The 23,600-nt window shown below is 43.8% G+C and carries 21 protein-coding genes; 17 read left to right on the top strand and 4 right to left on the bottom strand.

Going from position 1 to position 23,600, the window contains the following annotated elements; genetic code table 11:
• Nucleotides 1-42: 42 nt before the first annotated feature.
• A complete protein-coding gene (locus tag MKY41_RS14955; RefSeq protein WP_340745880.1) occupies nucleotides 43-540 on the top strand; it encodes a hypothetical protein in 498 nt (165 codons plus the stop codon).
• A gap of 96 nt (nucleotides 541-636) precedes the next feature.
• Here MKY41_RS14955 and MKY41_RS14950 read toward each other — a convergent pair whose 3' ends face one another.
• The gene (locus MKY41_RS14950; RefSeq protein WP_340745879.1) at nucleotides 637-816 is read right to left on the bottom strand and encodes a hypothetical protein; all 180 of its coding nucleotides are present in this window, start codon (nucleotides 814-816) and stop codon (nucleotides 637-639) included.
• 165 nt (nucleotides 817-981) lie between these two features.
• Here MKY41_RS14950 and MKY41_RS14945 point away from each other — a divergent pair, with 165 nt between their 5' ends.
• From MKY41_RS14945 to MKY41_RS14915, 7 genes are all read left to right on the top strand, one after another.
• Nucleotides 982-1,101 (top strand): YjcZ family sporulation protein, encoded by a 120-nt coding sequence (locus MKY41_RS14945; RefSeq protein WP_144399635.1) that lies wholly within the window; start codon nucleotides 982-984, stop codon nucleotides 1,099-1,101.
• Nucleotides 1,102-1,265: 164 nt separating this feature from the next.
• Nucleotides 1,266-2,099, top strand: coding sequence for a DUF2971 domain-containing protein (locus MKY41_RS14940; RefSeq protein WP_340745878.1), 834 nt, complete (start codon nucleotides 1,266-1,268; stop codon nucleotides 2,097-2,099).
• 121 nt (nucleotides 2,100-2,220) lie between these two features.
• Nucleotides 2,221-3,678, top strand: coding sequence for an aldehyde dehydrogenase family protein (locus tag MKY41_RS14935; RefSeq protein ID WP_340745877.1), 1,458 nt, complete (start codon nucleotides 2,221-2,223; stop codon nucleotides 3,676-3,678).
• A 163-nt stretch (nucleotides 3,679-3,841) separates the two neighbouring features.
• Nucleotides 3,842-4,687 carry a bifunctional hydroxymethylpyrimidine kinase/phosphomethylpyrimidine kinase gene (gene thiD / locus MKY41_RS14930; protein WP_340745876.1) on the top strand — a complete coding sequence of 282 codons (846 nt, stop codon included), beginning with the start codon at nucleotides 3,842-3,844 and terminating at the stop codon, nucleotides 4,685-4,687.
• A 14-nt stretch (nucleotides 4,688-4,701) separates the two neighbouring features.
• On the top strand, nucleotides 4,702-4,998 hold the full coding sequence (locus tag MKY41_RS14925; RefSeq protein WP_340745875.1) for a YciI family protein: 297 nt from the start codon (nucleotides 4,702-4,704) through the stop codon (nucleotides 4,996-4,998).
• A 260-nt stretch (nucleotides 4,999-5,258) separates the two neighbouring features.
• The gene (locus tag MKY41_RS14920) at nucleotides 5,259-6,548 is read left to right on the top strand and encodes a purine/pyrimidine permease (protein WP_340745874.1); all 1,290 of its coding nucleotides are present in this window, start codon (nucleotides 5,259-5,261) and stop codon (nucleotides 6,546-6,548) included.
• 375 nt (nucleotides 6,549-6,923) lie between these two features.
• Nucleotides 6,924-7,502, top strand: coding sequence for a hypothetical protein (locus tag MKY41_RS14915; RefSeq protein ID WP_340745873.1), 579 nt, complete (start codon nucleotides 6,924-6,926; stop codon nucleotides 7,500-7,502).
• Between the two features lie 16 nt (nucleotides 7,503-7,518).
• On the opposite strand, the gene MKY41_RS14910 is transcribed toward MKY41_RS14915, so the two are convergent.
• Together MKY41_RS14910 and MKY41_RS14905 are read right to left on the bottom strand one after the other, a co-directional pair.
• Nucleotides 7,519-8,763 carry a dicarboxylate/amino acid:cation symporter gene (locus MKY41_RS14910; RefSeq protein WP_340745872.1) on the bottom strand — a complete coding sequence of 415 codons (1,245 nt, stop codon included), beginning with the start codon at nucleotides 8,761-8,763 and terminating at the stop codon, nucleotides 7,519-7,521.
• Between the two features lie 153 nt (nucleotides 8,764-8,916).
• Nucleotides 8,917-9,798, bottom strand: coding sequence for a LysR family transcriptional regulator (locus MKY41_RS14905; RefSeq protein ID WP_340745871.1), 882 nt, complete (start codon nucleotides 9,796-9,798; stop codon nucleotides 8,917-8,919).
• A gap of 149 nt (nucleotides 9,799-9,947) precedes the next feature.
• On the opposite strand from MKY41_RS14905, the gene MKY41_RS14900 reads away from it, so the two are divergent.
• The 7 genes from MKY41_RS14900 to MKY41_RS14870 all read left to right on the top strand — a co-directional run bounded on the left by MKY41_RS14900 (nucleotide 9,948) and on the right by MKY41_RS14870 (nucleotide 18,323).
• Entirely contained in the window at nucleotides 9,948-11,711 is a 1,764-nt protein-coding gene (locus MKY41_RS14900) for a thiamine pyrophosphate-requiring protein (protein WP_340745870.1), read from the top strand.
• Complete coding sequence (locus tag MKY41_RS14895) at nucleotides 11,698-13,191, top strand: aldehyde dehydrogenase family protein (RefSeq protein WP_445683341.1); 1,494 nt, start codon at nucleotides 11,698-11,700, stop codon at nucleotides 13,189-13,191. Before MKY41_RS14900 ends, MKY41_RS14895 begins: the two co-directional genes overlap by 14 nt.
• 129 nt (nucleotides 13,192-13,320) lie before the next feature.
• Nucleotides 13,321-14,232, top strand: a complete 912-nt coding sequence (locus MKY41_RS14890) for a malate dehydrogenase (RefSeq protein WP_340745869.1) — start codon at nucleotides 13,321-13,323, stop codon at nucleotides 14,230-14,232.
• 201 nt (nucleotides 14,233-14,433) lie between these two features.
• Entirely contained in the window at nucleotides 14,434-15,510 is a 1,077-nt protein-coding gene (locus MKY41_RS14885; protein ID WP_340745868.1) for a TRAP transporter substrate-binding protein, read from the top strand.
• 76 nt (nucleotides 15,511-15,586) lie between these two features.
• Nucleotides 15,587-16,063, top strand: coding sequence for a TRAP transporter small permease (locus MKY41_RS14880; RefSeq protein WP_340745867.1), 477 nt, complete (start codon nucleotides 15,587-15,589; stop codon nucleotides 16,061-16,063).
• Nucleotides 16,063-17,334, top strand: coding sequence for a TRAP transporter large permease (locus MKY41_RS14875; RefSeq protein WP_340745866.1), 1,272 nt, complete (start codon nucleotides 16,063-16,065; stop codon nucleotides 17,332-17,334). The genes MKY41_RS14880 and MKY41_RS14875 overlap by 1 nt, the downstream gene beginning before the upstream one ends.
• A gap of 50 nt (nucleotides 17,335-17,384) precedes the next feature.
• Nucleotides 17,385-18,323 carry a ketopantoate reductase family protein gene (locus MKY41_RS14870; protein ID WP_340745865.1) on the top strand — a complete coding sequence of 313 codons (939 nt, stop codon included), beginning with the start codon at nucleotides 17,385-17,387 and terminating at the stop codon, nucleotides 18,321-18,323.
• A gap of 524 nt (nucleotides 18,324-18,847) precedes the next feature.
• On the opposite strand, the gene MKY41_RS14865 is transcribed toward MKY41_RS14870, so the two are convergent.
• The gene (locus MKY41_RS14865; protein WP_340745864.1) at nucleotides 18,848-20,527 is read right to left on the bottom strand and encodes a hypothetical protein; all 1,680 of its coding nucleotides are present in this window, start codon (nucleotides 20,525-20,527) and stop codon (nucleotides 18,848-18,850) included.
• Between the two features lie 665 nt (nucleotides 20,528-21,192).
• Between MKY41_RS14865 and MKY41_RS14860 the strand changes: the two genes are divergently transcribed.
• Both MKY41_RS14860 and MKY41_RS14855 read left to right on the top strand, forming a co-directional pair.
• The gene (locus MKY41_RS14860; protein WP_340745863.1) at nucleotides 21,193-22,914 is read left to right on the top strand and encodes a sulfate adenylyltransferase; all 1,722 of its coding nucleotides are present in this window, start codon (nucleotides 21,193-21,195) and stop codon (nucleotides 22,912-22,914) included.
• Nucleotides 22,915-23,167: 253 nt separating this feature from the next.
• Entirely contained in the window at nucleotides 23,168-23,596 is a 429-nt protein-coding gene (locus tag MKY41_RS14855; protein ID WP_340745862.1) for a MarR family winged helix-turn-helix transcriptional regulator, read from the top strand.
• Nucleotides 23,597-23,600: the final 4 nt, after the last annotated feature.

The raw sequence follows: 23,600 nt of genomic DNA, 5'->3' as shown, positions 1-23,600 counted from the left end.
TATAATGGACGGAAATACAAAAATTAGGGGGTGACGGATCAGATGGATAAAATAGAAGAATTGCTGAAGGCTTTGTTTGAGGAGCAAAAGAACCAACGTGAAATGCTAGTGACGTTTCAGCAGGAAATGCGGGAAACCCGTGAAGGGCTGACGGAATTTCAGCAGGAAACTCGTGAGGCCTTGGCGGGGCAGCAGGCATCTCAGCAGGAAACCCGTGAAACGTTGGTAGAGTTTCAGCAGGAAATGCGGGAAACTCGGGAAGAGTTGACGGAATTTCAAAAGGAAACTCGTGAGGCCTTGGCGGGGCAGCAGGCATCTCAGCAGGAGACCCGTGAAACGTTGGCAGAGTTCCAGAAGGAAATGCGTCAATTCCGGGATGAGACGGGTAAACGATTTGATACTCTTGAAAAATTAGTCATTCAAAATGGTGAAAAATTGGACAACCATCGGGACTATTCCGGTAAAAAGATGACTTTTATGGAACACAAAAGCTATGAACTTGAACAGCGAATATTTGAACTGGAAAATCGGTATGAATAAAGTTAGTATTTTGTGATAATTTTTGAAACCTGGTGAACCTAGATTACGTAACAAGCCCATCCTCCGAATCGGCAGATGGAAGAGGGGCTTGTGTGATTAGTCACTGCTAGTCCGATTCCGCTCTAATTCCCCTACTGTGTTCTCATATTGTTTCCGCTGCTTTTCGGCGTTTTGTTTAGGCTCCAGGTCGGGGAATTCCTTTGCCTCTGGAATGCCTGTGAAGCGAGCCTCTCGTCTATCCTCGACATTCGTCTCCACTTGGAATTTTTCAGTCAAGAAGCACCATTCCTTCCTAATTTCATTTATCCTTTACAATACCCTGAATTCTCGGAAATAACCGGGATAACATAAATCGACCCAAGCAATGCGCCTCGATTACCTAAGCCAATACGAAGGGGTGTCATATACTGTACTACACTCTTGTGGATGGAGGTGTCAACTATGGGTGCAGGTACAGGCGGATATGGCGGCTATGGCCAGGGAGCAGGATTTTATCTAATCGTGGTCCTTTTCATCCTTCTGATTATTGTCGGTGCTTCTTGGGTAGGTGGCGGTTATTAAGAACTGATACGCTATCCGGGCAGGTCCAATTGAATGGGCCTGTCTTTTATTTTCACCTAACTTTCCTCTCTTCGACGTCTTTTCCACAATGTTTGTTTGGCAAGCATGATTTACGAGTATATTACTATGTACTACGAAAACGCGTGTAAAGTGGGGCGAAGATTGTGAAAGAGCGATTGCTGGCGTTTTTGAAACGCGGAGATACGAAAGGGGCCCTGGCTTATAAGAATAAAGATATCCCCGACTTGCTTTATAAATTTTACCCTCTGTTGGACGAGCGGTTTGCCAATTATGAACAGGTAAACGAAAATCGTCTTGCTCTGTTAGGGGAAAATGAGTTTTGGATGTCTTCGTACTCGAACTTAAATGATCCGTATGAATTTAAAGCCTTGCTTTATGAAGAGGCCCATTTGGCTCCTAAGGACCTGCATTCCGATGCCTTATACCAATTCATCAAAGAGCGGCAGAGCCATTATGGAATCGGCTGTTTTAGCACGAATTTCAGTCGGAATATGCCGATGTGGGCCCATTATGCAAATAATCATAAAGGGTATTGTGTGGAATACGAAGTGGTCGATCCGCGGTATATTTTTAAAGTGTTTTATGAAGAGAAGCGGCAGAGAACTACTTTTTTATTTCCATCGGCGATTCAGGAAATCCAGGAGGTTGAGCAAGGAAAAAGGCGCAGGATCTCTAATAATACAGAAGTGATTTTCCTTCTTCTGTTCTTAACCAATTTCATGAAGCATGAAACCTGGTCTTATGAGGATGAATATCGGATTTTATACAATTTCCACCGCAATATCGGCGAAGGGCGGACAATTTCTAATGGGAAATTGGGGATTTGGCCGAAAAGCATTTACCTCGGCTTGGCGATCAGTGATGATCATCGTTCCGCTTTAATTGAGATTGCAAAAAAACTCCAATGTGCGGTGTATCAGATGAAATTGGATGACAACAGTGAGTTATTTGAGCTGACGACAAATCAGATTGGTTGACCTATTGATGGTCAGTTAGTGTGGGCACTCTGATTTATTGTTTGAAGCTCCTTTCAACACTTGCGTTTAATCCCTCTCTTTAGAGGAAAAGTAAGGGGAAGAATCCTTTAGGAGGGGTAATGTGGAGAAGTATATTGGGCTAGATCAACAATTTATAGCTGGGCAATGGCGCGAGGGTACGGGGAAATCGGTTTATCAAAACAAGAATCCGTATACGCAGGAAGTCATCCAGGAAATTTATATGGCGAGCCAAGAAGATATAGATGAGGCCTATGAATCGGCCGCGAAGGTACAGAAGGAATGGGAGCAAGTCAATGCGTTCCAGAAATCTGAGATTATGGAGAATGCCGTTCGCATTATGAAGGAGCGTCGGGAAGAGCTAGTGGAGTGGTTGATGACTGAAGGGGGATCTTCATTCATCAAAGCGAATGTGGAAGTGGACTTCTGCATTGCCATCACACGGGAGGCCGCCAGTTTCCCAATGCGGATGGGCGGTGAAATGGTCCCGTCCCTTGTACCTGGAAAGGAAAACCGGCTGTTCCGCAAACCGTTAGGCGTATTGGGGGTCATCAGTCCATTCAACTTTCCGATGTATCTCTCGATGCGTTCGATAGCACCTGCATTGGCCGTAGGGAATGGGGTTGTGCTGAAGCCGGACGAGCAAACGGCAATGACGGGCGGTATACTTCTCGCGAAAATATTTGAAGAAGCCGGATTGTCGGAAGGTTTGTTCAATGTGGTCATCCCCTCGATTGAAGAGGTGGGCGATGGATTTGTCGACCATCCGATTCCACGGATGATTTCCTTCACAGGTTCCACCCCTGTCGGAAAGCATATTGGGGCGCTCTGCGGAAAAAACGTCAAGAAAGTGGCTTTGGAGCTTGGGGGCAACAATGCTTTGATTGTTTTGGAAGATGCAGACTTGGACAAAGCGGTCCACTCCGCGATTTTCGGCAAGTTTATGCATAATGGACAAATCTGCATGGCCATCAACCGGATCATCGTCCAAGAGACTGTCCGGGACGCTTTCTTGGAGAAATTCATCGAAGCCGCTAAGAAAATCCCGGTTGGGGATCCGTTTAATAAAGAAAATATGATCGGCCCTTTGATCAACCCGGGAGCAGTGGAACGGATTCTCGGAGAAATTGAAAAGGCGAAACAGCAAGGCGCCGAAGTCGTGCTGGAAGGGAAGGTGGAAGGCAGCGTCATGCACCCGACTATCCTGACATCTGATACGAATGATGTTGCCACGGCCCAGAATGAAATGTTCGGTCCGGTGGTTACGGTCATCCCATTTGCGACAGAAGAAGATGCAATCCGGATTGCCAATGATACGCAATATGGGCTAAGCGGTGCGGTCCATGCAGGTTCCATAGAAAAAGGCGTCCAAGTGGCACTTAAGCTGGAAACCGGAATGGTGCATGTGAACGACCAAAGCGTTAACGATGAACCGCTGATTGCATTCGGTGGAGAAAAGGAATCCGGAATCGGACGCTTCGGCGGCAGATGGTCACTGGATGAATTCACAACCTACCAGTGGATTTCGACACAAGATGTGACAAGGGAATACCCGTTTTAAGGAGAATGCGGGTGAAAAGCTGACGAAATGGCGGTTCAACGCCTGCTCGTCAGCTTTTTTCGGGAATCTGACCTTCGCCGATAATCCGATATTGGTTCTTTCAACCCTGTCACCTAATCCGATATAATGAAAGTCAAAAGGGTATCGGAAAGGGCTTGATTACATGAATGTACCGCGAGCGTTGACCATTGCTGGTTCGGCGGCACGTGGCGGAGCCGGCATTCAAGCAGATTTGAAGACATTCCAGGAGTTTGACGTGTTTGGCGTTTCCGCCGTTACTGCAATTGTCGCGAGACATCCAAAAACGGAACAAAGAGTTTTTCCTCAATCGTTGGAAGCGATTGAAGCGCAGTTGGTTACAATCGAAGAAGATATCGGTATGGATACCATGAAAACTGGGATGTTGTTTACGAAGGAAATCATCTCCTTTGTCGCCAACTGGATTTCCCAAACGGATGTCAAAAGCGTAGTGGTGGATCCAGTGATGATCGGGAAAATGGGTTCGGCTTTATTGAAAGAGGATGCGATGGAAGCGATGCGTTCTGAATTATTGCCGCTCGCCACAATTATCACGCCCAATATGCCGGAAGCCTCCTATTTGCTAAATAATATGGAACTGCATACCGTCGACGATTTGAAAGAGGCGGCTAAACGTTTGCGGAGCCTTGGACCGAAGTATGTATTGGTCAAAGGGGGACGATTGGATGGACCGGCCGTGGATGTGTTATACGACGGAGAACAATTTGATTTATTGGAAGCTCCGCGCATTGATACTATCCATACGAATGGAGCGGGATGCACGTATTCGGCAGCTATTGCAGCAGGACTTGCAAAAGGGCAAGAGGTGCGGGATGCTGTGAGGGAAGCGAAGAAATTCATCACTGCCGGAATCCGGCATTCGCTCACGTTCAAGCAAGGGGTCGGCCCTTTGTATCATGCCGCGTACGAAAAGTATGGCGAAATAGATTGTATTGTCACTACAGAAAAAAGCGTTGAGCCTGTTATGTAAAGGGGGAAGAATGTATGCAATTCATTGTAATGGCGTATGATGGCACGGACGACGAAGCGCTAAGCCGCAGATTGCGGGCGCGGGAACAACATTTGCAATCGGTTACTCAACGAGCTGAGGCAGGCGAGCATTTATACGGAGCGGCCTTACTCGATGACGATGGCAAGATGATCGGTTCCATGATGGTGGTGGAGTATCCATCCCGTAAAGAGTTGGATCATTGGCTAAAAGTGGAACCTTATGTGCTCGGGGATGTATGGCGGAAGATTGAAATTAAACCATGCCAAGTGCCCCCTGCCTTTCTGAAATGAAGAACACAGACAATCCCTTTCCGTATCTGAAATTGGATATGGAAAGGGTTTTATTATGTGTTAGCAGAACCTAGGGAACCTTTTTCCAATGCCACCTCCTCCAGGCCATTTTCCGTTCCGGAATGCAATCAATATCAAGCTCAATGGAAACCGAAGACTCCCAGCGCCAGTTCTCGCAAGCGGCTGTCCCATCCTGACACCATGTGCGTGGTATACTGGAAGCCAACAAAAAGTGAACCGTACACCGGAGGAATGTACCCATGAAACAACTTGCTGGAGGCCTGCAGTGGGCGATCTTCCTGATTGCATCGTCCATTGCGGCCCCTATTGCCATCGCGCATATTTTTGGCATGGATCCGATCGATACGTCGCTTTTCATGCAACGGACAATCCTGATTCTCGGCATCGCGGGTCTCCTTCAAGTGCTGATCGGCCATCGGTTGCCGATCAATGAAGGGCCCGCCGGACTATGGTGGGGCATCTTTGTCGTCTACGCGGGAATGGTCGGCGTCTTTTACCATACAACGACGGAAGCTCTGCAAGCTTTACAAAGCGGAATGCTATACAGCGGCGTCCTGTTCATCCTATGCGCGGCTACGGGGCTTGTTGAAAAGATGAAGCGGTTATTCACACCTGCGATCACCTTCACGTACTTACTGCTGCTCATCTTGCAATTAAGCGGGACCTTTTTGAAAGGGATGCTTGGTGTCGAAACGATGGAGGACCGCCTTGACTTGGCAATTGTGGCGGGCAGCTTGGTCGTTCTTTTCATCACCTTTCTCGCCATGGGGAATAAACGGCCTTGGATTTCAAAATACGCAGTCCTCCTATCCATCTTGTTCGGGTGGGGAATCTTCCTATTGATCGGTAAAGCCCCTTCGCTCGTTCAAGGGTCAAAACCGATCATTCAACTGCCTGGCTTGTTCGTTTTCGGCCCCCCTGTCTGGGACGGCGGCGTTTTCGTCACAGCGTTGTTTATCACGATTCTGCTGATCGCCAATCTTCTTGCTTCTGTCCGTGTCATGGAACAAATGTTGAAGCATTCCTTTTCCATACAACCGCCTGATCGGGTACGGCAGGGTTCATTCATTTCAGGCATCAGTCATCTTCTCGCGGGTCTGTTCTCTGCCATCGGTCCGGTTCCTATCTCAGGGGCGGCCGGCTTTGTCGGCACGACGCGAATGGCGTCCCGGCTTCCGTTCCTGATCGGCAGTATCCTCGTCATCCTGATTACATTCTTTCCGAGCATCATGTCCGGATTTGCTGCATTGCCGGCGCCCGTTGCCTATGCCGTGACATTTGCCATATTCACAAAAATGGTCTCCATGGCTTTCGAAGAACTCGATGCAGACCCGGAGAAGGAGAGAGCGCGAAAAGCGGTTGCATTCGGCCTTATGGTCGGAGTTGGGATGATGTTCGTCCCGGCTGCCAGCTTTTCGGATTTGCCCGCAGTCCTGGCGGCTACGCTCTCCAACGGATTGATTGTCGGGACAATTGTCGCAATCCTGATCGAGCAGGCATTGATTCGAAAAAGTAAGGGGAAGGAATAAACAAGGCAATTGTGGAGAAAATCCAGTAATCAAAAAAGTAGAGAATGGAATCAACGGGATTCCTTCTCTACTTTTTATATGCCGGTGAATAGTCTTTCCAATTATTCGCATCCATAGATCGGATCACATGCTCTGTTCCATAGATCATTACTTCTTTGAGAGAGAACGGGAGAGTGAAAGATGATGTAACTATTTGAATTTGCGGAGGTCTACTATATGAAAAGGAGAGATGAAGATTGAGGAAATGGGTTTTCATTGCAATGTTATTTGTTGCGGGGTGTACACAGAACGATACTCGAACTGGTTTAAGTGAGGATTCCTCCCCAAAGTCCGCAATTGACTGGGTTGATTTCATACAATGGGAAGGGGCCATATATGAGAAGAATTGGCAAGCAAGCCGCCTCACTGGAGAGGCAATGGACCCCAGGCAAAAAGCTTGGGGAAGTGCAATTCATGCTAGATGAGCACGCAGATGCCGGGCATATGCTGGAAAATGGTGATGCCGCCTATTTGCCTATTGGAACGAGCGTGTATGAACTGGAAGGCTACAGTCCGGCATTCCGGCTTTTGGCAGACGGCGACATATACGAAGTTAAGGAACCTACCTCGGCACAGACAATCGGTGACTTTCTGGATATTGAAAATCACGTAGATAGCATTGCCTTGGTTAGCAATAAGGATAGGTCTGAACTTGGACAATTGTCCCAGACTTCAACGAAGGAATTGATAACAGAACTCCTTGCCTTGCCATATGACTCTTCGCTGCGTGATCAGAATGCGCAAACCCGCTTGTTTTTTCAAATCCGTTTAAAGGACAGCACGACAATCCGTTTGACTTATACGCCGGAATCAGGAATCATCAACAACTATGCAATAGTTTCCGATGAAATGAAGTCTCTGTTGGAAAGGGAAGTGGCTGCGATACAGGAGGCAGGGAGGGAACCGGAAAGATAACAGGCAATCCGTCCAATTACCGGATTGCCTTTTTCTCTTTCTTTATGGCACGTCTTTTTTCATGTTGATCAATGAGACTCGTTCCGACCAAATCACCGGTCACGTTCAAAGCAGTGGCGCCCATGCCGATCAATGCGTCAATCGCGGTCAATAAAGCGACAGCTTCCATAGGCAGTCCAAGTTGGGCGAACACGGTGGCGATCATGACGATTCCTGCTCCCGGGACTCCCGCCGTGCCGATTGAGGCGAGCGTTCCGACGAGTACGACCATCAGCATATCCGTAAAACTTAGCGGGGTGCCGGCGATATTCGCGGCAAACACGGCAGAAACCGCAATCCGGATGGCGGCCCCGTCCATATTGATGGTCGCTCCGAGCGGTAGACTGAAACTATAGAGACTGTTGGAAATTTTCATCTGTTCCGCCGCGTTCAACGACAAAGGCAACGTCCCTGCACTGCTCTGGGTGACAAAGGCGGTGACAATCGGCGTGCGTCCGTATTTGAAAAACGGGCCAAGCTTGACGCCGAACAGCAGCATAAGAACGATATACAACAGAAAATGGGCAATCAAGGCAAGATAAAAAACCCCGATCATGCCACCGAGGGAGGCGAGCGTATCCAACCCTTGGCTTCCGACCGTCTTTGCCATAATGGCGAAGATGCCAATCGGCACGTATTGTAAAATCGCTCTTAAAATGAGTAAAGACGCTTCATTCAACGCCGTAATAGTTGTGAATAAACTTTCCCCGAGCTCCTTGAATGGCTCGGAAGACCGCATGGCGGAAATTGCAATTCCGAAAGCCAGCGCTGTGAAGATGATGCCGAGCAGATTGAGCTCCGTAAAAGCGGAAAAGATATTCGACGGCACAATGTTAAGCAAGACGCTAATTACATCGGGATGCTCCGGGACATCAACTTGCTCCGTGCCTTCCAGCTGCATCCCCGTCCCCGGATGAAATAGGCTTGCAATGAGAAGACCAACGACAATAGCGATCGCTGAGCTCAATGTGTAATAAGTGAATACCTTACCGCCCATCCGTCCCAAGTTTCCGATATTCGTCTGATTGATCCCGACAATGAGCGTGAACAGAATGAGTGGGATGATGAGAAATGTCAGCAAGCGAATCAGCAAATCACCGAACGGCGCCAATACCGAAGCCTGCTCACCCATAACAAAGCCCGCCAAGACCCCGAGAACAAGGGCAACTGTAATTTTGACGATCAGAGAAGTATGCAAGTAAGTATTCCATAGCTTTTTCAACTTAACTCCTCCTTTTAATACGAGTCGTCTTGATTATATCCTTACCCTAATGCCAAGAGGATACACGAAGATGTATATCAAAATGTGAGCTTAAAGGTGAGGAGAAGCTGAAAGTGAAAAAGAAAAACTATTGCAGTTCTGTAGATAAATGCTCTATTTATTCACATTATAATGATTTGTTAAATGGTCAATAAACGCTTGGACTGCCGACGAAGTAAAATTTCCTTTTCGAAAAATAAGGCCTACTTCATTTGTTGGCAGTGAATCTACTATATTCAGTAGTTTAATTGGAAGATCTGCGACATCCTTTGCGTAGATTTCCGGTACTATCGTGATCCCATTATGTAGTTGGGTCATCCTTATTAATGAGTATATATCGGATAATTCAACTATGGGATTTAAAGTAAACCCTAATTCTAAACAATGCTTGTCGATAGTTTGACGCAACAAATAATGTTTAGGCAATAAAAAGAGAGGGTGTAATTGCAATTCGTGCATGTAAATACTATCTCTATTGGAGAACGGATGAATATACGAAACAGCTACAGAAAGTTTAGAAGAAAATAGTGGGATCGTTTGTAGCTGTTCGTGATAAACGGGTAAAAAAATTGCGCCAATATCCAGCTCAGAGTTAAGCACTTTTTGAACAATTTCTTCAGAGGTAAAATCAAATACTGATAGTTTTATCTTTGGATATTTTTCGTGAAAGGATAGAAGAGGAGAATATAAAAAGTGATTGCCGGACGATCCAATTCGCAATTGTCCACGGTGTAACCCTTTTAACTCTTCAATTTTTTCACTTGCACAATCAATCTCCAGAAAAATTTGGTTTACATGTTCAAGAAGAATAACCCCGGCAGGCGTTAATTCAATTCTTTTTCCAACTCGGAAAAAAAGCGTAGTATCTAGCCGGTCTTCAAGCAAACGGATTTGCTGACTCAGGGTAGGCTGGCTAATACCAAGTTTCTCTGCTGCCCTTGTGAAATGGAGTACTTCGCATACAACACGAAAGTAATTTAGTAGGCGTAATTCCACGTTTCTCCTCCTTCATAGTCTCAGACTATTAAAACAATAGATATAATAGTATTGTACTATTCTAATCTCTGTAATACAATTCTTACAACAAGATAATTCATACATTTCTCAATAATTAGAGATGTAAAATTCAAGGAGGCTAAAATTCTTTGGAAATTAAATACACAACTAGTATGGCTTTGTTAGAGGCCTTGCACGAAGCAGGAGTTTCCTATTTATTCTCCAATTTTGGGAGTGATCATCCTGGAATAATTGAAGCACTAGCCATAGCAAAACGAGAAGGAAAAGAGCTGCCAAAAGTGATTACCTGTCCACATGAAATGGTGGCATTAAGTGCAGCTCATGCTTATGCACAAGTAAGTGGAAAACCTCAAGCTGTTTTTGTTCATGTGGAATGTGGAACTCAAAACTTGGGGGCTGGTCTTCATAATGCTTGGAAAGGACGGGTGCCTGTACTAGTATTTGCGGGCAGTTCTCCATTTACACAAGAAGGCGAACTTCTTGGAAGTAGGAATGAATTTATTCATTGGATTCAGGATGTACCCGATCAACGAGGAATTGTAAGGGGTTACATGAAGTATGATAATGAAATTCGTACGGGGACAAATGTGAAGCAGTTGGTTCATCGTGCATTACAAATCGCCAATAGCAGCCCAAAAGGTCCTGTCTATCTAATGGGAGCACGGGAAGTGATGGAGGAGACAACAACCAGAGTTGAAATTAATACAGAACAATGGCAACCAATCTCCGCACCGGCCATAGCACCCAAAGAACTTGATCTACTGATAAGCGACTTACAAAAAGCAAAAAATCCACTCGTTATTACATCATATCTAGGAAAAAATAAAGCAGCAGTGGGGGAATTGGTGAAGTTTTGTGAAGCATTTGCCATTCCAGTTATAGAATCTGTCCCTAACCATATGAATTTCCCATCTACGAACAAACTTCATTGCGGGTATCAGTGGAACAGCCCAGAACAAAATGACTTGATTGAGGAAGCAGATCTCATTATCGTTATTGACAGCGACGTGCCCTGGATTCCGTTGTTTAATAAGCCTTCTGAAGACTGTATTGTCTACTATATTGATGAAGATCCTCTGAAAGAAGGCATGCCGCTATGGTATATCCCTTCCAAACGTTTCTTTGAAGCTGATGCAGAAACTGCACTTCAGCAAATCAATGCAAAGATTGCAACAGTAGACATCCCGAAGGCAGAAGTGGATAAACGCCGGGAGAAGATAGAAGCGTACCATAACAAGCAACGTACCAAATGGGAGCAAGCAGAAGGGTTTTTAGAAGATAGAATTACAGCGGAATATGTTACGGCATGTATCCGCGAGTTATGTGATGAAAACACAATTATTGTAAATGAGGGAATTTCCAATTACCAAACCTCCTACACGCATTTGAAGAGAACGGTTCCAGGTTCGATTCTAGGAAGTGGTGCCGGTGGCCTTGGTTGGAACGGGGGCGCGGCCGTTGGGGCAAAACTCGCAGATCTTTCCAAAACGGTTGTATGTATTACTGGAGACGGCTCTTATATGTTCAGCGTTCCTTCTAGTGTCCACTGGTTATCTAGAAAATATAACGCTCCATTTTTAACGGTTATTTATAATAATAGAGGTTGGAAATCGCCAAAACTATCAACACTTGGTGTCCATCCAGACGGAGTGGCAAATGAAGAGAATGAGTTTTATGTAGATTTCACTCCACATGCAGACTTATCAAAAGTGGCAGAAGCAGCAGGAGGCGCCTATGCAAGAAAAGTAGAAAATCCTGCGGATGTGAAAGAGGTGTTAAGAGAAGCTTTCGCAGCCGTCAAATCGGGTCGTTCTGCGGTAGTTGATGTTTACTTACCATCGATTCAAGAAGAAAATAATATGAAGGCGGGGAAAGAGCATGCAACAGTCTGAGACAATTACGAAAAGCTATCTGAACGGGGAAGTAGTCGAGGGGAAAAGCTTCATTAACGGAGAATGGGTTGAGGGGAAGAGTAATCGGATTTACAAAGATCTAAATCCCTATGACCGATCAATCATTGCTGAAACCCAGTTAGCGTCGAAAGAACAAACCGTCCGGGCTTTTGAAGTGGCAGAAGAAGCGCAAAAGGAGTGGGCAAAGTCTTCTGTTGAAGAGCGTAACGAAGTAATTAAAAAAGCCTCAGAGTACTTGACAGAGCATCGCGAGGAAATTGTGCAGCTGATTAGTCGGGAGACAGGAGGAACGCTTTTAAAAGCAAATATTGAACATGGCCTTGCGATGGCAGTCTTACTTGAAGCATTGAATTATACAGATCAACTTGGAAAAGTGAATGAAGTCCCTGGTGGACCTGAAGGAAAAGTGAATAAAATTTATCGACTGCCATTAGGTGTAATTTCCTCCATTTCACCATTCAATTTTCCAGTCAATTTATCTATGCGCTCCATAATACCTGCTATTGCGCTCGGAAACGCGGTTGTTCATAAGCCGGATATTCAAGTGGGGCTTGTAGGGGGAGTCATCCTGGCAAAAGCATTTGAGTATGCCGGTCTTCCAGCAGGGGTATTTAATATGCTGTTAACCGATATTGAAGAAATTGGGGATGAGATGTTAACAAATCCAATTCCTCGTTCGATCAGCTTTACAGGTTCAACAGCAGTTGGTCGTCATATCGGTTCGATTGCAGGTAAAAACTTTAAGAGAGTTTCACTTGAATTAGGCGGGAATAGCCCGTTCGTTGTATTATCCGATGCAGATATTGACCAAGCAGTAAATGCAGCCATCTTTGGCAAGTTCATTCATCAAGGCCAAATTTGTATGATAATTAATCGCATTATTGTTCACAAAAATATACATGATGAGTTCGTGGCGAAATTTACAGATAAAGTGAAAGGTTTAGCTTATGGAGACCCACAAGATCCTAATACGGTCATTGGGCCGCTTGTTAATGAGCAACAACTTCAAAAAGCAATCGGATTCATCGATTTGGCGAAACAAGAAGGGGCAACAATGGTGCTTGAAGGAAAGCGAGAGGGGAATGTCTTGACGCCTTCCATTATTACAAATGTGAAGAACGACAGTAAGGTAGCACAATCTGAACTATTTGGACCCATCGCTTTAATTATTAGGGCTGAAACAGATGATGAGGCAGTGAAATTGGCAAATGAGACAGATCATGGGCTAAGTTCGGCAATTTTCACAAGTGACTTGGAAAAAGGGGAAAAGTATGCCTTAGCTATCGATTCGGGAATGACGCATGTCAATGATCAAACGGTAAATGATGCGCCCAATATTCCTTTCGGGGGTACGAAAGCAAGTGGGATGGGGAGATTCGGGAATCCATGGGTGATTGATGAATATACAACGATGAAATGGATTTCTGTTCAGACGAAATTTAGAGATTTTCCATTCTAAAATGAACTGGGTGGATTGAGGTTTGGCAAACGTTCGTTTCTTAGATATAAAGATTCAGAGATACTCAATTGAAGATAGATTGCTAACCTGGAAAATTAGGTTAGCAATCCGTGTTGAAGGGAGTCAAGCATGAAAATATCTATTATTGGCGGCGCAGGCACATTAGGCTCGGCAACCGCTTTTCGACTAGGACAAAATGAACAAGTGCAAGAAATATGCCTACTAGATATAAATGATATGTTAGTCACTAATCATATTATGGATTTTCAAAACACCTATCCTGAAAAAAAGATTTATAAAGGGAATTATGAGGATCTGGCAGAATCACAAATTATAATAATTACTGCAGGAGTACCCAATCGAAATGATGTTACTTCGAGAAACGAATTTTTAGAGGGAAACATTTCGTTATTTCGTGAATTCGGTAAACAGATTAAACGATACTGTGAAAGCGCTTTCATACTGACGGTATCCAATCCAGTGGATGCTCTTAACTATTTTTTGTATCGCGAATTTAAATTCAAAAAAAGTCAATTGCTTGGTTATACGTTGAATGATTCACGAAGGTTTGAACATTCTATTCGGACTATCATGAAAATCGATAGTGCTGAAAAAGTGTTTAGCCCTGTTATCGGAGAACATGGAAGAACCCAAGTTCCGCTTTTTAGTCAAGTTCGAATAAATGATGAAAAAGTATCGATAAATTCTCAAGTGCAGCAGGCTGTTCGAGAAAAGGTAAGCAATTGGTTCACCGAATTTAATAGTCTGAATATTGACCGAACTACAGGTTGGGCCACTGCTGCCGGTATTGGAAAAATTGTAGACGGCATTACAAACAATGAAAAGATGAAGACGATAGGGTCTGCAATTCTAGATGGAGAATATGGGATTTTCGAAATAAGCATGGGAGTCCCGGTTGTCGTTGATCAAAATGGTACCGTCTCTATTCCAGAGTGGCAATTGACAAATGAGGAAAAGCTTGCTCTTCAATGGTCAGCGGATACGATTAAACAGATAATCCACCCGTTTGTATCTAGTTAAAATGGATAAGTTTGAGTTTCCAAATAGCTCATGTGATGGTCCTTTTTATCATTCTATATATTTTCAACTTACTTTCGAAAAAAGTATTCCAAAAGTTCCATCTAGAAGAATTAAGACAATAATTTGAAAACTCATTCATCTATAATAAACCGTGAGAAAACGTTTACATCAATGAATTATAATTTCAAAGGAGGAATTGTTATGTCTAAGAAAATGTTGTTTGCTTTTCTCGTAATCATGTCACTAATGGTATTAACAGCATGCGGAGGGTATTCAAAAGACGACGGTAGTACGGCATCTGCGGAAGGGGAAGCTGATACGGCTGTAAATGATTCGGCTACAAGTGCCGAGACAGGTAATGCTACAGGTAATGCTACTTATAAGTTACGTCTTGGGCACCAGTCACCTGAAGCAACGAATATTCATGAATATGCCGTACTCTTTAAAAACTTGTTAGAAGAAAAAACGGATGGTGAAGTCCAAGTTGATATTTTCCCGTTCAGACAACTTGGAACAGATCGGGAACTTCTTGAGGCTATGCAGTTTGGTACTTTGGATTTCGGGGTAATTAATGGACCTCCCATTTCAGGTTTTGCACCCGAAACAGCTGTAGTTGACTTGCCATTTTTGTTCCGCAATTGGACTCATGTGAAAGGATTTCTAGATTCAGATGTAAGGGATGATTATTTAGAATTAACAGAATCCGCCAATTTGAAAAACATGGGAATTATGGCACGTGGTTTCCGGCATATTACAAACTCCAAAAAACCACTTGAAACAACTGAAGATGTAAAAGGAATGACGATTCGGGTAATCGAGAGTCCTGTCTATGTAAATGCTTATAAAGAGTTAGGTGCTAGTCCACAAAGTATGAACTGGGGAGACGCTTATACAGCGCTCGAACAAAAAGCGATAGATGCGCAAGAGAACACAATGGATATAATCCATGACGAAAATGTAGCAGAAGTCCAAGATTATGTATCCAAAACAGGTATAAACTTTGTATTCAGCTTCATCATGGCGAGTAAGATGGAATTCGATAAGTGGCCTGAACATATCCAGGAAGCCGTTTTGGAAGCTGCTTATGAGGCAGGGCAAGAAATGACAGAGCTAAACGAACATAATGAGAGTGAGTTCGAGGAGAAGTTGAAAGCAAAAGGAATGGAGATCAACGATTTTGATCGTAACCAGTTTGAAGGGAAATTTGAGAAAACATATGAAGCGTGGAATAAGGTACATGGTGATAATTTACTGAAGAAAATTCAAGAGATTCAATAACTATATTATCTTCAGGCTGCCTTTCTACAAAAGAGCAGCCTGAGCTTAAGATAGAAAGCTTTAAGGGGGGAGCAGTATGTTGGAAAGAGTTAGTTACTGGATTGATTCAGCATCTCGAGTATTTCTTATAATCTTTTTAGTCTCAATGACAGCCGTGTTGGCAACGCAAGTAGTATTACGTTATTTTTTTCAATTAGGTATTATCTGGTCCGATGAACTTGCCAGGTTTCTGATGATTGCTCTCGTATACATCGGCGCTTCCTCGGCTGTACGTGATAACAGTCATATTACGGTTTCAGTATTCGAAGATAAGTTTCCGACATTACGAAAATGGTTTGCTCCCATCCAGTGGATTATGATCTTTATTTATAGCCTATTTTTAATTAAATTTGGTTGGGACACTCTGAAAGTTGTGGAAGCTCAGAGTTCCGCAAATATGGGGATTTCCATGGCCTGGATTTATGCGGTGATTCCCCTATCGGGATTGTTAACGATCATTCATTTGGTAGGGAGATTAGGTAAGAAGAAGGTTAAACAGAAGGAGGGGTTCTGATGGTTGTATTGTTTTTTGCTTTGACGATTATTTTATTTTTGCTTGGCGTCCCAATGGCGATCACCATCGGACTTTCTTCTATTATTTACGTTCTGCTTGCAGATATTACCCCTATGATTGTGGTCCAGCGACTTTTCACAGGAGCCGATGTTTCGGCATTAATGGCCATACCATTCTTTATACTGGCTGGAAACTTAATGCTTACAGGAGGATTGGCACAAAGGATATTAGATCTGGCCAATTCGTTAGTTGGTAAAATTACTGGTGGTCTAGCTTTAGTGACAATCTTGGGGTGTATGTTTTTTGCAGCTATTTCCGGCAGTGCGATCGCTACCGCAGCTGCACTTGGCACGCTAATGATACCGGCAATGGAAAAAAAAGGATATGGTCGAGGATTTGCAACAGCTATAGTTTCGAATGCAAGTCCGATGGGAGTTATCATTCCACCAAGCGTGTCATTAATAATTTATGGAAGTTTGTCGGGTTCCTCTATCAAGGATTTGTATATTGTGGGAGTTCCGGCTGGCCTAATTGTGGGATTGTCTCTTTTAATAGTTGTCTATGTGATTTCAAAGAAGCGTGGATATAAAGGGAATGACGAAGCCTTTGAATTTTCAACGTTTCTAAATGCTTTACGCCGTTCTTTATGGGCGCTAGGAACCCCGGTTATATTACTTGGCGGTGTCTTTTTAGGGGTAGTGACGCCGACAGAATCAGGGGTTGTCGCTGTCATTTACGCCGTTATTGTCGGTCTATTTATTTACCGAGAATTAAAGATAAAAGACCTCATCGGAATTATTCTAGATTCTGCAAGATCGACAGCAGTCATTATGTTCATCGTTGCCAATGCGGCTCTCTTTGCATATGTTTTGGCATATGAAAATATCCCGACCATGATAGTGACGAGTGTAATGTCCCTCTCCGAGAATCCAATTATAATTTTATTATTAATCAATATCATTCTATTATTCTTTGGTGCTTTTATGGACACCATGGCAATCTTGGTTATTGTAGTACCAATGTTCTTGCCAGTAATTATTGCCCTTGGGATAGACCCAGTCTTATTTGGAATTATTGTGGTAGTAAATACAGCGATTGGAATGGCGACACCACCATTTGGAGCTACATTGTTAATTGCATCTAATATTGGGAAACATCCGCTGATGTCCGTGGCTCGAGAATCAGGGTGGCTGTTACTTGCCTTAATTATCGCTTTGTTTATCATTACATATATTCCCATTGTAGTAATGTTCCCTCTTTGGGGTTTTTAAATGTTAACAGTTAGTTTGGCAGATCTGAGAAGTGGACAGGAGGGGTTAATGTGAAAGTAATAATTGCCGGGGCCGGTGCAATGGGATGCAGATTTGGAAGTTCTTTATTTAATGAAAATGAAGTAATCCTGGTCGACAATTGGAAAGAACATGTAGATAAAATAAACCGAACGGGATTATCTATCACTGATGATAAAGGAACAGCCCTTATACCTATTTCGGCAAAACTGCCTGAAAATTGTAACGAAAAAGCGGATTTATTAATAATCTTTAGCAAATCAATGCAAACAGATAGTATTATTCAAAGCTGTTTGCAGATGATCACATCAGAGACGAAAATTCTAACACTCCAGAATGGAATTGGAAATGTAGAAACCCTGACCAAATGGGTACCAGTCGAGCAATTATTTGCTGGGATTACAACATATGCTGCCAATCTAAATGGTCCTGGGACTGTAGAAGCTACTGGATCAGGAATTATTGAAATAATGCATATTACAGGAAAAAGACGAAGAGAAGCAGAATTACTCATTCAATTATTCAATAAATCAGGGTTAAAGGCCGAACTATCAGGAAATGTTATACAAAGTATTTGGGAAAAAGCAGCTTTTAATGCAGTCTTAAATCCACTTTGTACCCTAACCTCGAGCACAGTTGGACAAATTGGTGCATATGGAATAATTGGGGATGTTATTAGAAGTGTTCTAGGTGAGATAGAGTTGGTTGCTGAAGCGGAAGGCGTAGATTTTGATAAGTTGCAGGTAATGAATGTAATTGAAAATGTTTTTAATCCCAATATGTCTTCGCATCATTATTCTTCTATGTATCACGATCTACAAAATGGAAGAGAAACAGAAATAGAATATCTAAACGGGGCATTCATAAAGAAAGCTAATCAATATAATATTCCTACACCTTATAACACCTTACTTTATCATTTAATAAAAATTGCTGAAGGAAATCGGAAGATCGTTCATGAGTTTAGTTGAAAATTATCGTTCACTTGTCAGAATCCAAAAAACTTCCCCTAGCACTCAAAAGTGTTAGGGGAAGTTTTTTAATTCGTATAAGAAAGCACCGCATTCTTGCTAAAACGCAGCAATGCTTGTTTTGCCTCGTCTCTGTTCGTGTATTCAAAGATTCGATAGTCTTTCTGATTAAATACGGTAATGACCCACATGGTATGATCCCCTGTCTTTTAGTTTTTTGCCTTGCAATAAAGCCATAAACTGAGATGCTCGCGTGGACTGATAGGAAATGCCTTACTTGATTCTTATCATACCGCATTGTATTCAGAAAAAAACCTTTTTGTGAATCAATTCACAATACGTTCATATTCAAAACGCTTTCATTGAACAAATTGTGAAAAGACAGTCATAATCAGGGGAATACCCATTCTTCACCGACCACATCGACGGGGAATGAAGGATTGCACATCACGAACCGAAAGGCATTAACAGCCAATCGGTTCGCGATTTTTTCATTTCAACGTTATGGTTGAAATAAAGTTATTTTATTTCGTGAAAAAGCTGAATAGGGAATTATAAGAAGAAACGACTTGTTGGTAATAGCCAACGATTTTATCCCAAGCTGTGTTTGGAACAGTTTCTTCTGACTCATCGGCAACTGCGTCTTCGTCAGTAGCTGTTTCATCCGTAGCATCGTCTTGAGCCGGTTCTTCGGTTGCTTCTTCATCAGTAGTTGTTTCATCCGCAACGTCGTCTTGAGCTGGCTCTTCGGTTGCTCCTTCATCAGTAGTTGTTTCATCCGCAACGTCGTCTTGAGCTGGCTCTTCAGTTGCTCCTTCATCAGTAGCCGTTTCATCCGTAGTATCGTCTTGAGCCGGTTCTTCGGTTGCTCCTTCATCAGTAGTTGTTTCATCCGCAACGTCGTCTTGAGCTGGCTCTTCAGTTGCTTCGTCCTCAGTAGCTGTTTCATCCGCAGCGTCGTCTTGAGCTGGCTCTTCAGATGCGTCGTTATCAGTAGTTGTCTCATCTGCAACGTCATCTAGTGCCGGTTCTTCAGCAGTTTCGTCATCAGTAGCCGGTTCTTCCGCTGTTTCATCGTCACCTGGCAAAATTAGACCCAGATGATCTTCTAAAAGGATTTGATAGTATTCAATTAAACTGCTATAGCTTCGTACGATGGATCTATATTCATTCTCTAGCTCTTCTGTTATACTAGCATTATCTGTATTTGGGTCAGTTGACACTGTATCTTCATTGATACTTTCGTCGGCTGGCTCTTCTTCTGTTGCCGTATCATCGGCTTGTTCTTCCTCAACTACCGGCTCGCCCGTAGTTTCGTCTTCGGTAGTCTCATCTACAGGAACTTCTTCTGCAATTGGCTCATCCGCAGCATCGTCCCCAGCAGTATTCTCATCTACAGGAACATCCTCTGCTCCCGTCTCATCCGCAGCCTCATCAGTCACTGCATCATCAGCGGTCTCTTCGTCCGAGGTTGACTCATCCGCAGCTTCGTCCTCAGCAGTATTCTCATCTACAGGAACATCCTCTGCTCCCGTATCATCCGCAGCCTCATCAGTCACTGCATCATCAGCGGTCTCTTCGTCCGTAGTTGACTCATCCGCAGCATCGTCCTCAGAAGTATTCTCATCTACAGGAACATCCTCTGCTCCCGTCTCATCAGCTTCCTCATCGGTAACTGTCTCATCTGTGGACTCTTCGTCCGTAGTCGGCACATCCGCAGCTTCGTCTTCAGTAGTATTCTCATCTACAGGAACATCTTCTGCACCCGTCTCATCCGCAGCCTCATCAGTCACTGCATCATCAGCGGTCTCTTCGTCCGTATTCGGCTCATCTGCAGTTTCGTCATCAGTAGCCGTTTCATCTGCCGGCTCTTCATCAGCTATCGGCTCGTCCACATCATCTCCGTCATTTAGAGGATCGGAAGGCTCATTCGCATCGTCAGCATCATCTTGATCCGGAGTTGCTTCTTGCCAGTTCTTATTTGCAATCGTGCGTATGAATTTCCCTTTTTCCGGGGAACCTGGAATGCTCGTTGCGTAATAGGAAACCTCGGCACCGTGATTTTTAAAAGTTGTTTCCTCTGTGTTTTCATTTGCTAGAGCTGCACCGCTGGCTCCGAATAGAGCAGCTGTTAGCATAGAAGTCGACATGACAAACGGTAAAACCTTTTTGTTTTTGTTTTTTTGATTTGTGTCCTTAACCAAGAATCATCCTTCTCCCTTCATTTTTGAAAAATTTTCACTGACAGACGACATACTAAAACATGGCGGTTTTTTATTTGGTTTTTATGATTTTCCTCCTTTATCAGCGGATATTCGGGTCTGTTCATTTGCCGTGAGTTGATGATCGTGTTGAGTGTAGCGACCCCTCTGCCTGTTCACAACAATAGCAAAAGAAAATAACAGGTAGGTGACAATCTCATATCAAGTTGGTTGGGAATATGAACCTTCAATTACAAACAAATAACAGTTAAATCAGGGATAAATTGGTTGCCTGTAGGGTCTTATCCATTAGCTTTTACAACTTTATCTCCTAGATAGGCGGCAGAAAAGTCATAAAAATTGCAATACAGTTGAGTGAAATTTTTAAAATAAAATGTCATAGTGTCTTACTTAAATCTATTATTTTGTAATAAAACAAATATAGGGGAAATACTTGCGATATATAATCAAATAACTGGGAATTTGATTTGCTTCTATTTATTATCACTATCGTTCGATAGCAAATTCTATTAAAAAATATAAATAAAAATTTAATTTTTCGGAAGTATTTGACTTTTATTATTTGGAAGGGTACATTCAGAATATGCAGTTTGTTTTTCCATTTGTAGATATGCTGTACAACAATTTTTGATTGAGGGGGAAACAAGATGTTAAATGTTTCAGAGAAAAGCAGGTTTTCCGATTACCCGCAGCAGCCACATGGAGGCAAATTAGTGAATAAGGTAGTGACAGGAGAAGAGCGGGAGGCGGAGATGCTACGCGCCAAGGAGTTGCCGACCATCATGGTCGATATGGAAGCGATCATTACGCTCGAAATGATTGCGACCGGCGTATTGTCACCGAACGAAGGGTTTATGAATGAAGCGGATTACAAATCCGTCCTGACAACAGGCCGTTTGGTGAACGGCGTGATTTGGCCGGCTCCACTCAGTTTTGCACCGATTGGAAACCGCAATGCGGAGATCATTAAGTCACTGTCCGTCGGCGAGGAAGTAGCCCTAGCAGATGAAAACAATGAGCCGGTTGCGATTCTCCAAATTGAGGATATTTTCAAATATGATAAAGACTTCCGTGCTTCCAATCTATTCGGAACGACCGACCGGAATCATCCGGGCGTCGACGCAATCTATCGACGTATGGGAGACGTTGCATTAGGTGGACCAATTCGTTTGCTGCGCCGTGTCGACTGGGGACCGTTCGAAAAGCTTCGTCTGGAACCGAAAGATACATGGCATACATTTTATGAAGAAAAGAAATTCCGTTCAGCTGCCGGGTTCATTACAGGAGCGAATCCTTTGCACCGGGGGCATGAATACATCCATAAGAATGCGTTGGAGGAAATCGACGGCTTACTTCTTCAGCCACTCGTCGAGATGGCGAAGCGCGAGTATACCCGGCATGAGTTCCGGATGCTGTCGTACCGCAGTGTGCTGGAAACGTATTATCCTAAAGGACGCTCGATTTTAGCGCCGTTGCGTGTCACTTATATTTTCGCAGGTCCCCGGGAGACGGTGCTGCATGCGTTGATCATGAAAAATTACGGTTGCACCCATGCACTCATTGGCCGGGATCATGCGGGTATCGGCGATTATTATGATAAATACGCCAGCCATAGTATTTTTGATGAATTCAAGCCGGAGGAGCTCGGCATTGATGTCCGGCTGTTCCATGAAGTTTTCTATTGTACCCGCTGTGATGCGCCGGCAACGACGCAATCCTGTCCGCATGACGAAAGGTACCGTATCAATATTTCTGGAACGGGAATCCGGGAAATGCTGCGACATGGGATTATGCCGCCAAAGGAAATCGTCCGTCCGGAATCGGCACGAATTGCCATTCAAGGAATCCAGCCAAAAGGATTGGATGTGAATGAAAGCGCTATCTCCCCGGTCGGTAAAACGATCAAGAGCATGTTCCCGTTCTATTTAGAGAGAACGAGACTCGGTGGAGCTCTGCGGAAAACGCCACTCACTGTCGAGGATTTAACGAATCTCGATTTGGAAATGGTCAACTTGGATGTGCGGGCTAACGCTGATCGGGTCTACCAGGATATCTTTGACGAATACAGCAATGTCGGCGATACGAATCGCAATCTGCAGCCGGATTGGATCAGTGACGCCCGGGAATCCTTACGCAAGCAACAACAAATGGTCATTTCCGACTTGGAGGAAAAAGTGGGTCAGGCTCCTGCGGCTGCTTCTGACGAGTTCATGTACCAAGACAAGGAAGAATCACAACGCGAATTGGAAGTCGCCAAACAGATTCTTGACGACATTCCAAAAGATCTCCGGGCAGAAGATTACCAATACCGGACGTGGAATGTCTTGCCGTATCACCGTTATCGGGGTAGTGATGAGCCGAGTGAATAAGTAATAGATAGAAAACATCCGCCAAACCGATTTCTGGCGGATGTTTTTCGCTGTTTTATAAAGAGTTTGGGGGGGGGGAGTGAAAAGAATTGAAGGAAATCGTTACGAGGCCGAGCAGAGATGGTAAGAACATTATAATAGGGGTTGAAACGATGCAATCTAACTTCAATCCGTCTTGATTGCTTCATATGCCTACATATATTATACTTTTACTTAGTTTCACAAACTAACAATAATGAAATGGAGTGAGGACTTGAAGCCGCATAAGCAGTTGTTTTATGAATATGCAACGTTGCATCGTCCCTATATGAATCAATTAAACGCCCAATTGGCTCCGTTTCACCTGTCGTTGCCGCTTTGGCTGATGATGAGGATTCTTTATCATGAAGGGGAGCATACTATTAGTCGACTTTCAGAGAAAAGGAATGTCGAGAAGCCGACGACCACAAAGATGGTTCAACGTTTGGAGGAACTTCAATTGGTGGAGGCGCGTTCGGGAAGTGATCGACGGACCAGAAATATTCATTTGACGGAGCACGGACTGGAAGTGAGCCAGCAAGCGGAGGCCAAGATTAGCCATTATCAGGAAAGTTTATTGGAAGGCGTCTCGGAAGAGGAACGGCTCTTAGTGGCCCGTGTACTCCAAGACATTTCGAAAAATATAGTAAAGTATAAAGGATGAGTCT

Source organism: Sporosarcina sp. FSL W7-1349 (assembly GCF_038003045.1).
Classification (GTDB): Bacteria; Bacillota; Bacilli; order Bacillales_A; family Planococcaceae; genus Sporosarcina.
The sequence above is the reverse complement of the archived record's forward strand: the minus strand, read 5'-3'. Positions and strand labels throughout refer to the sequence as shown.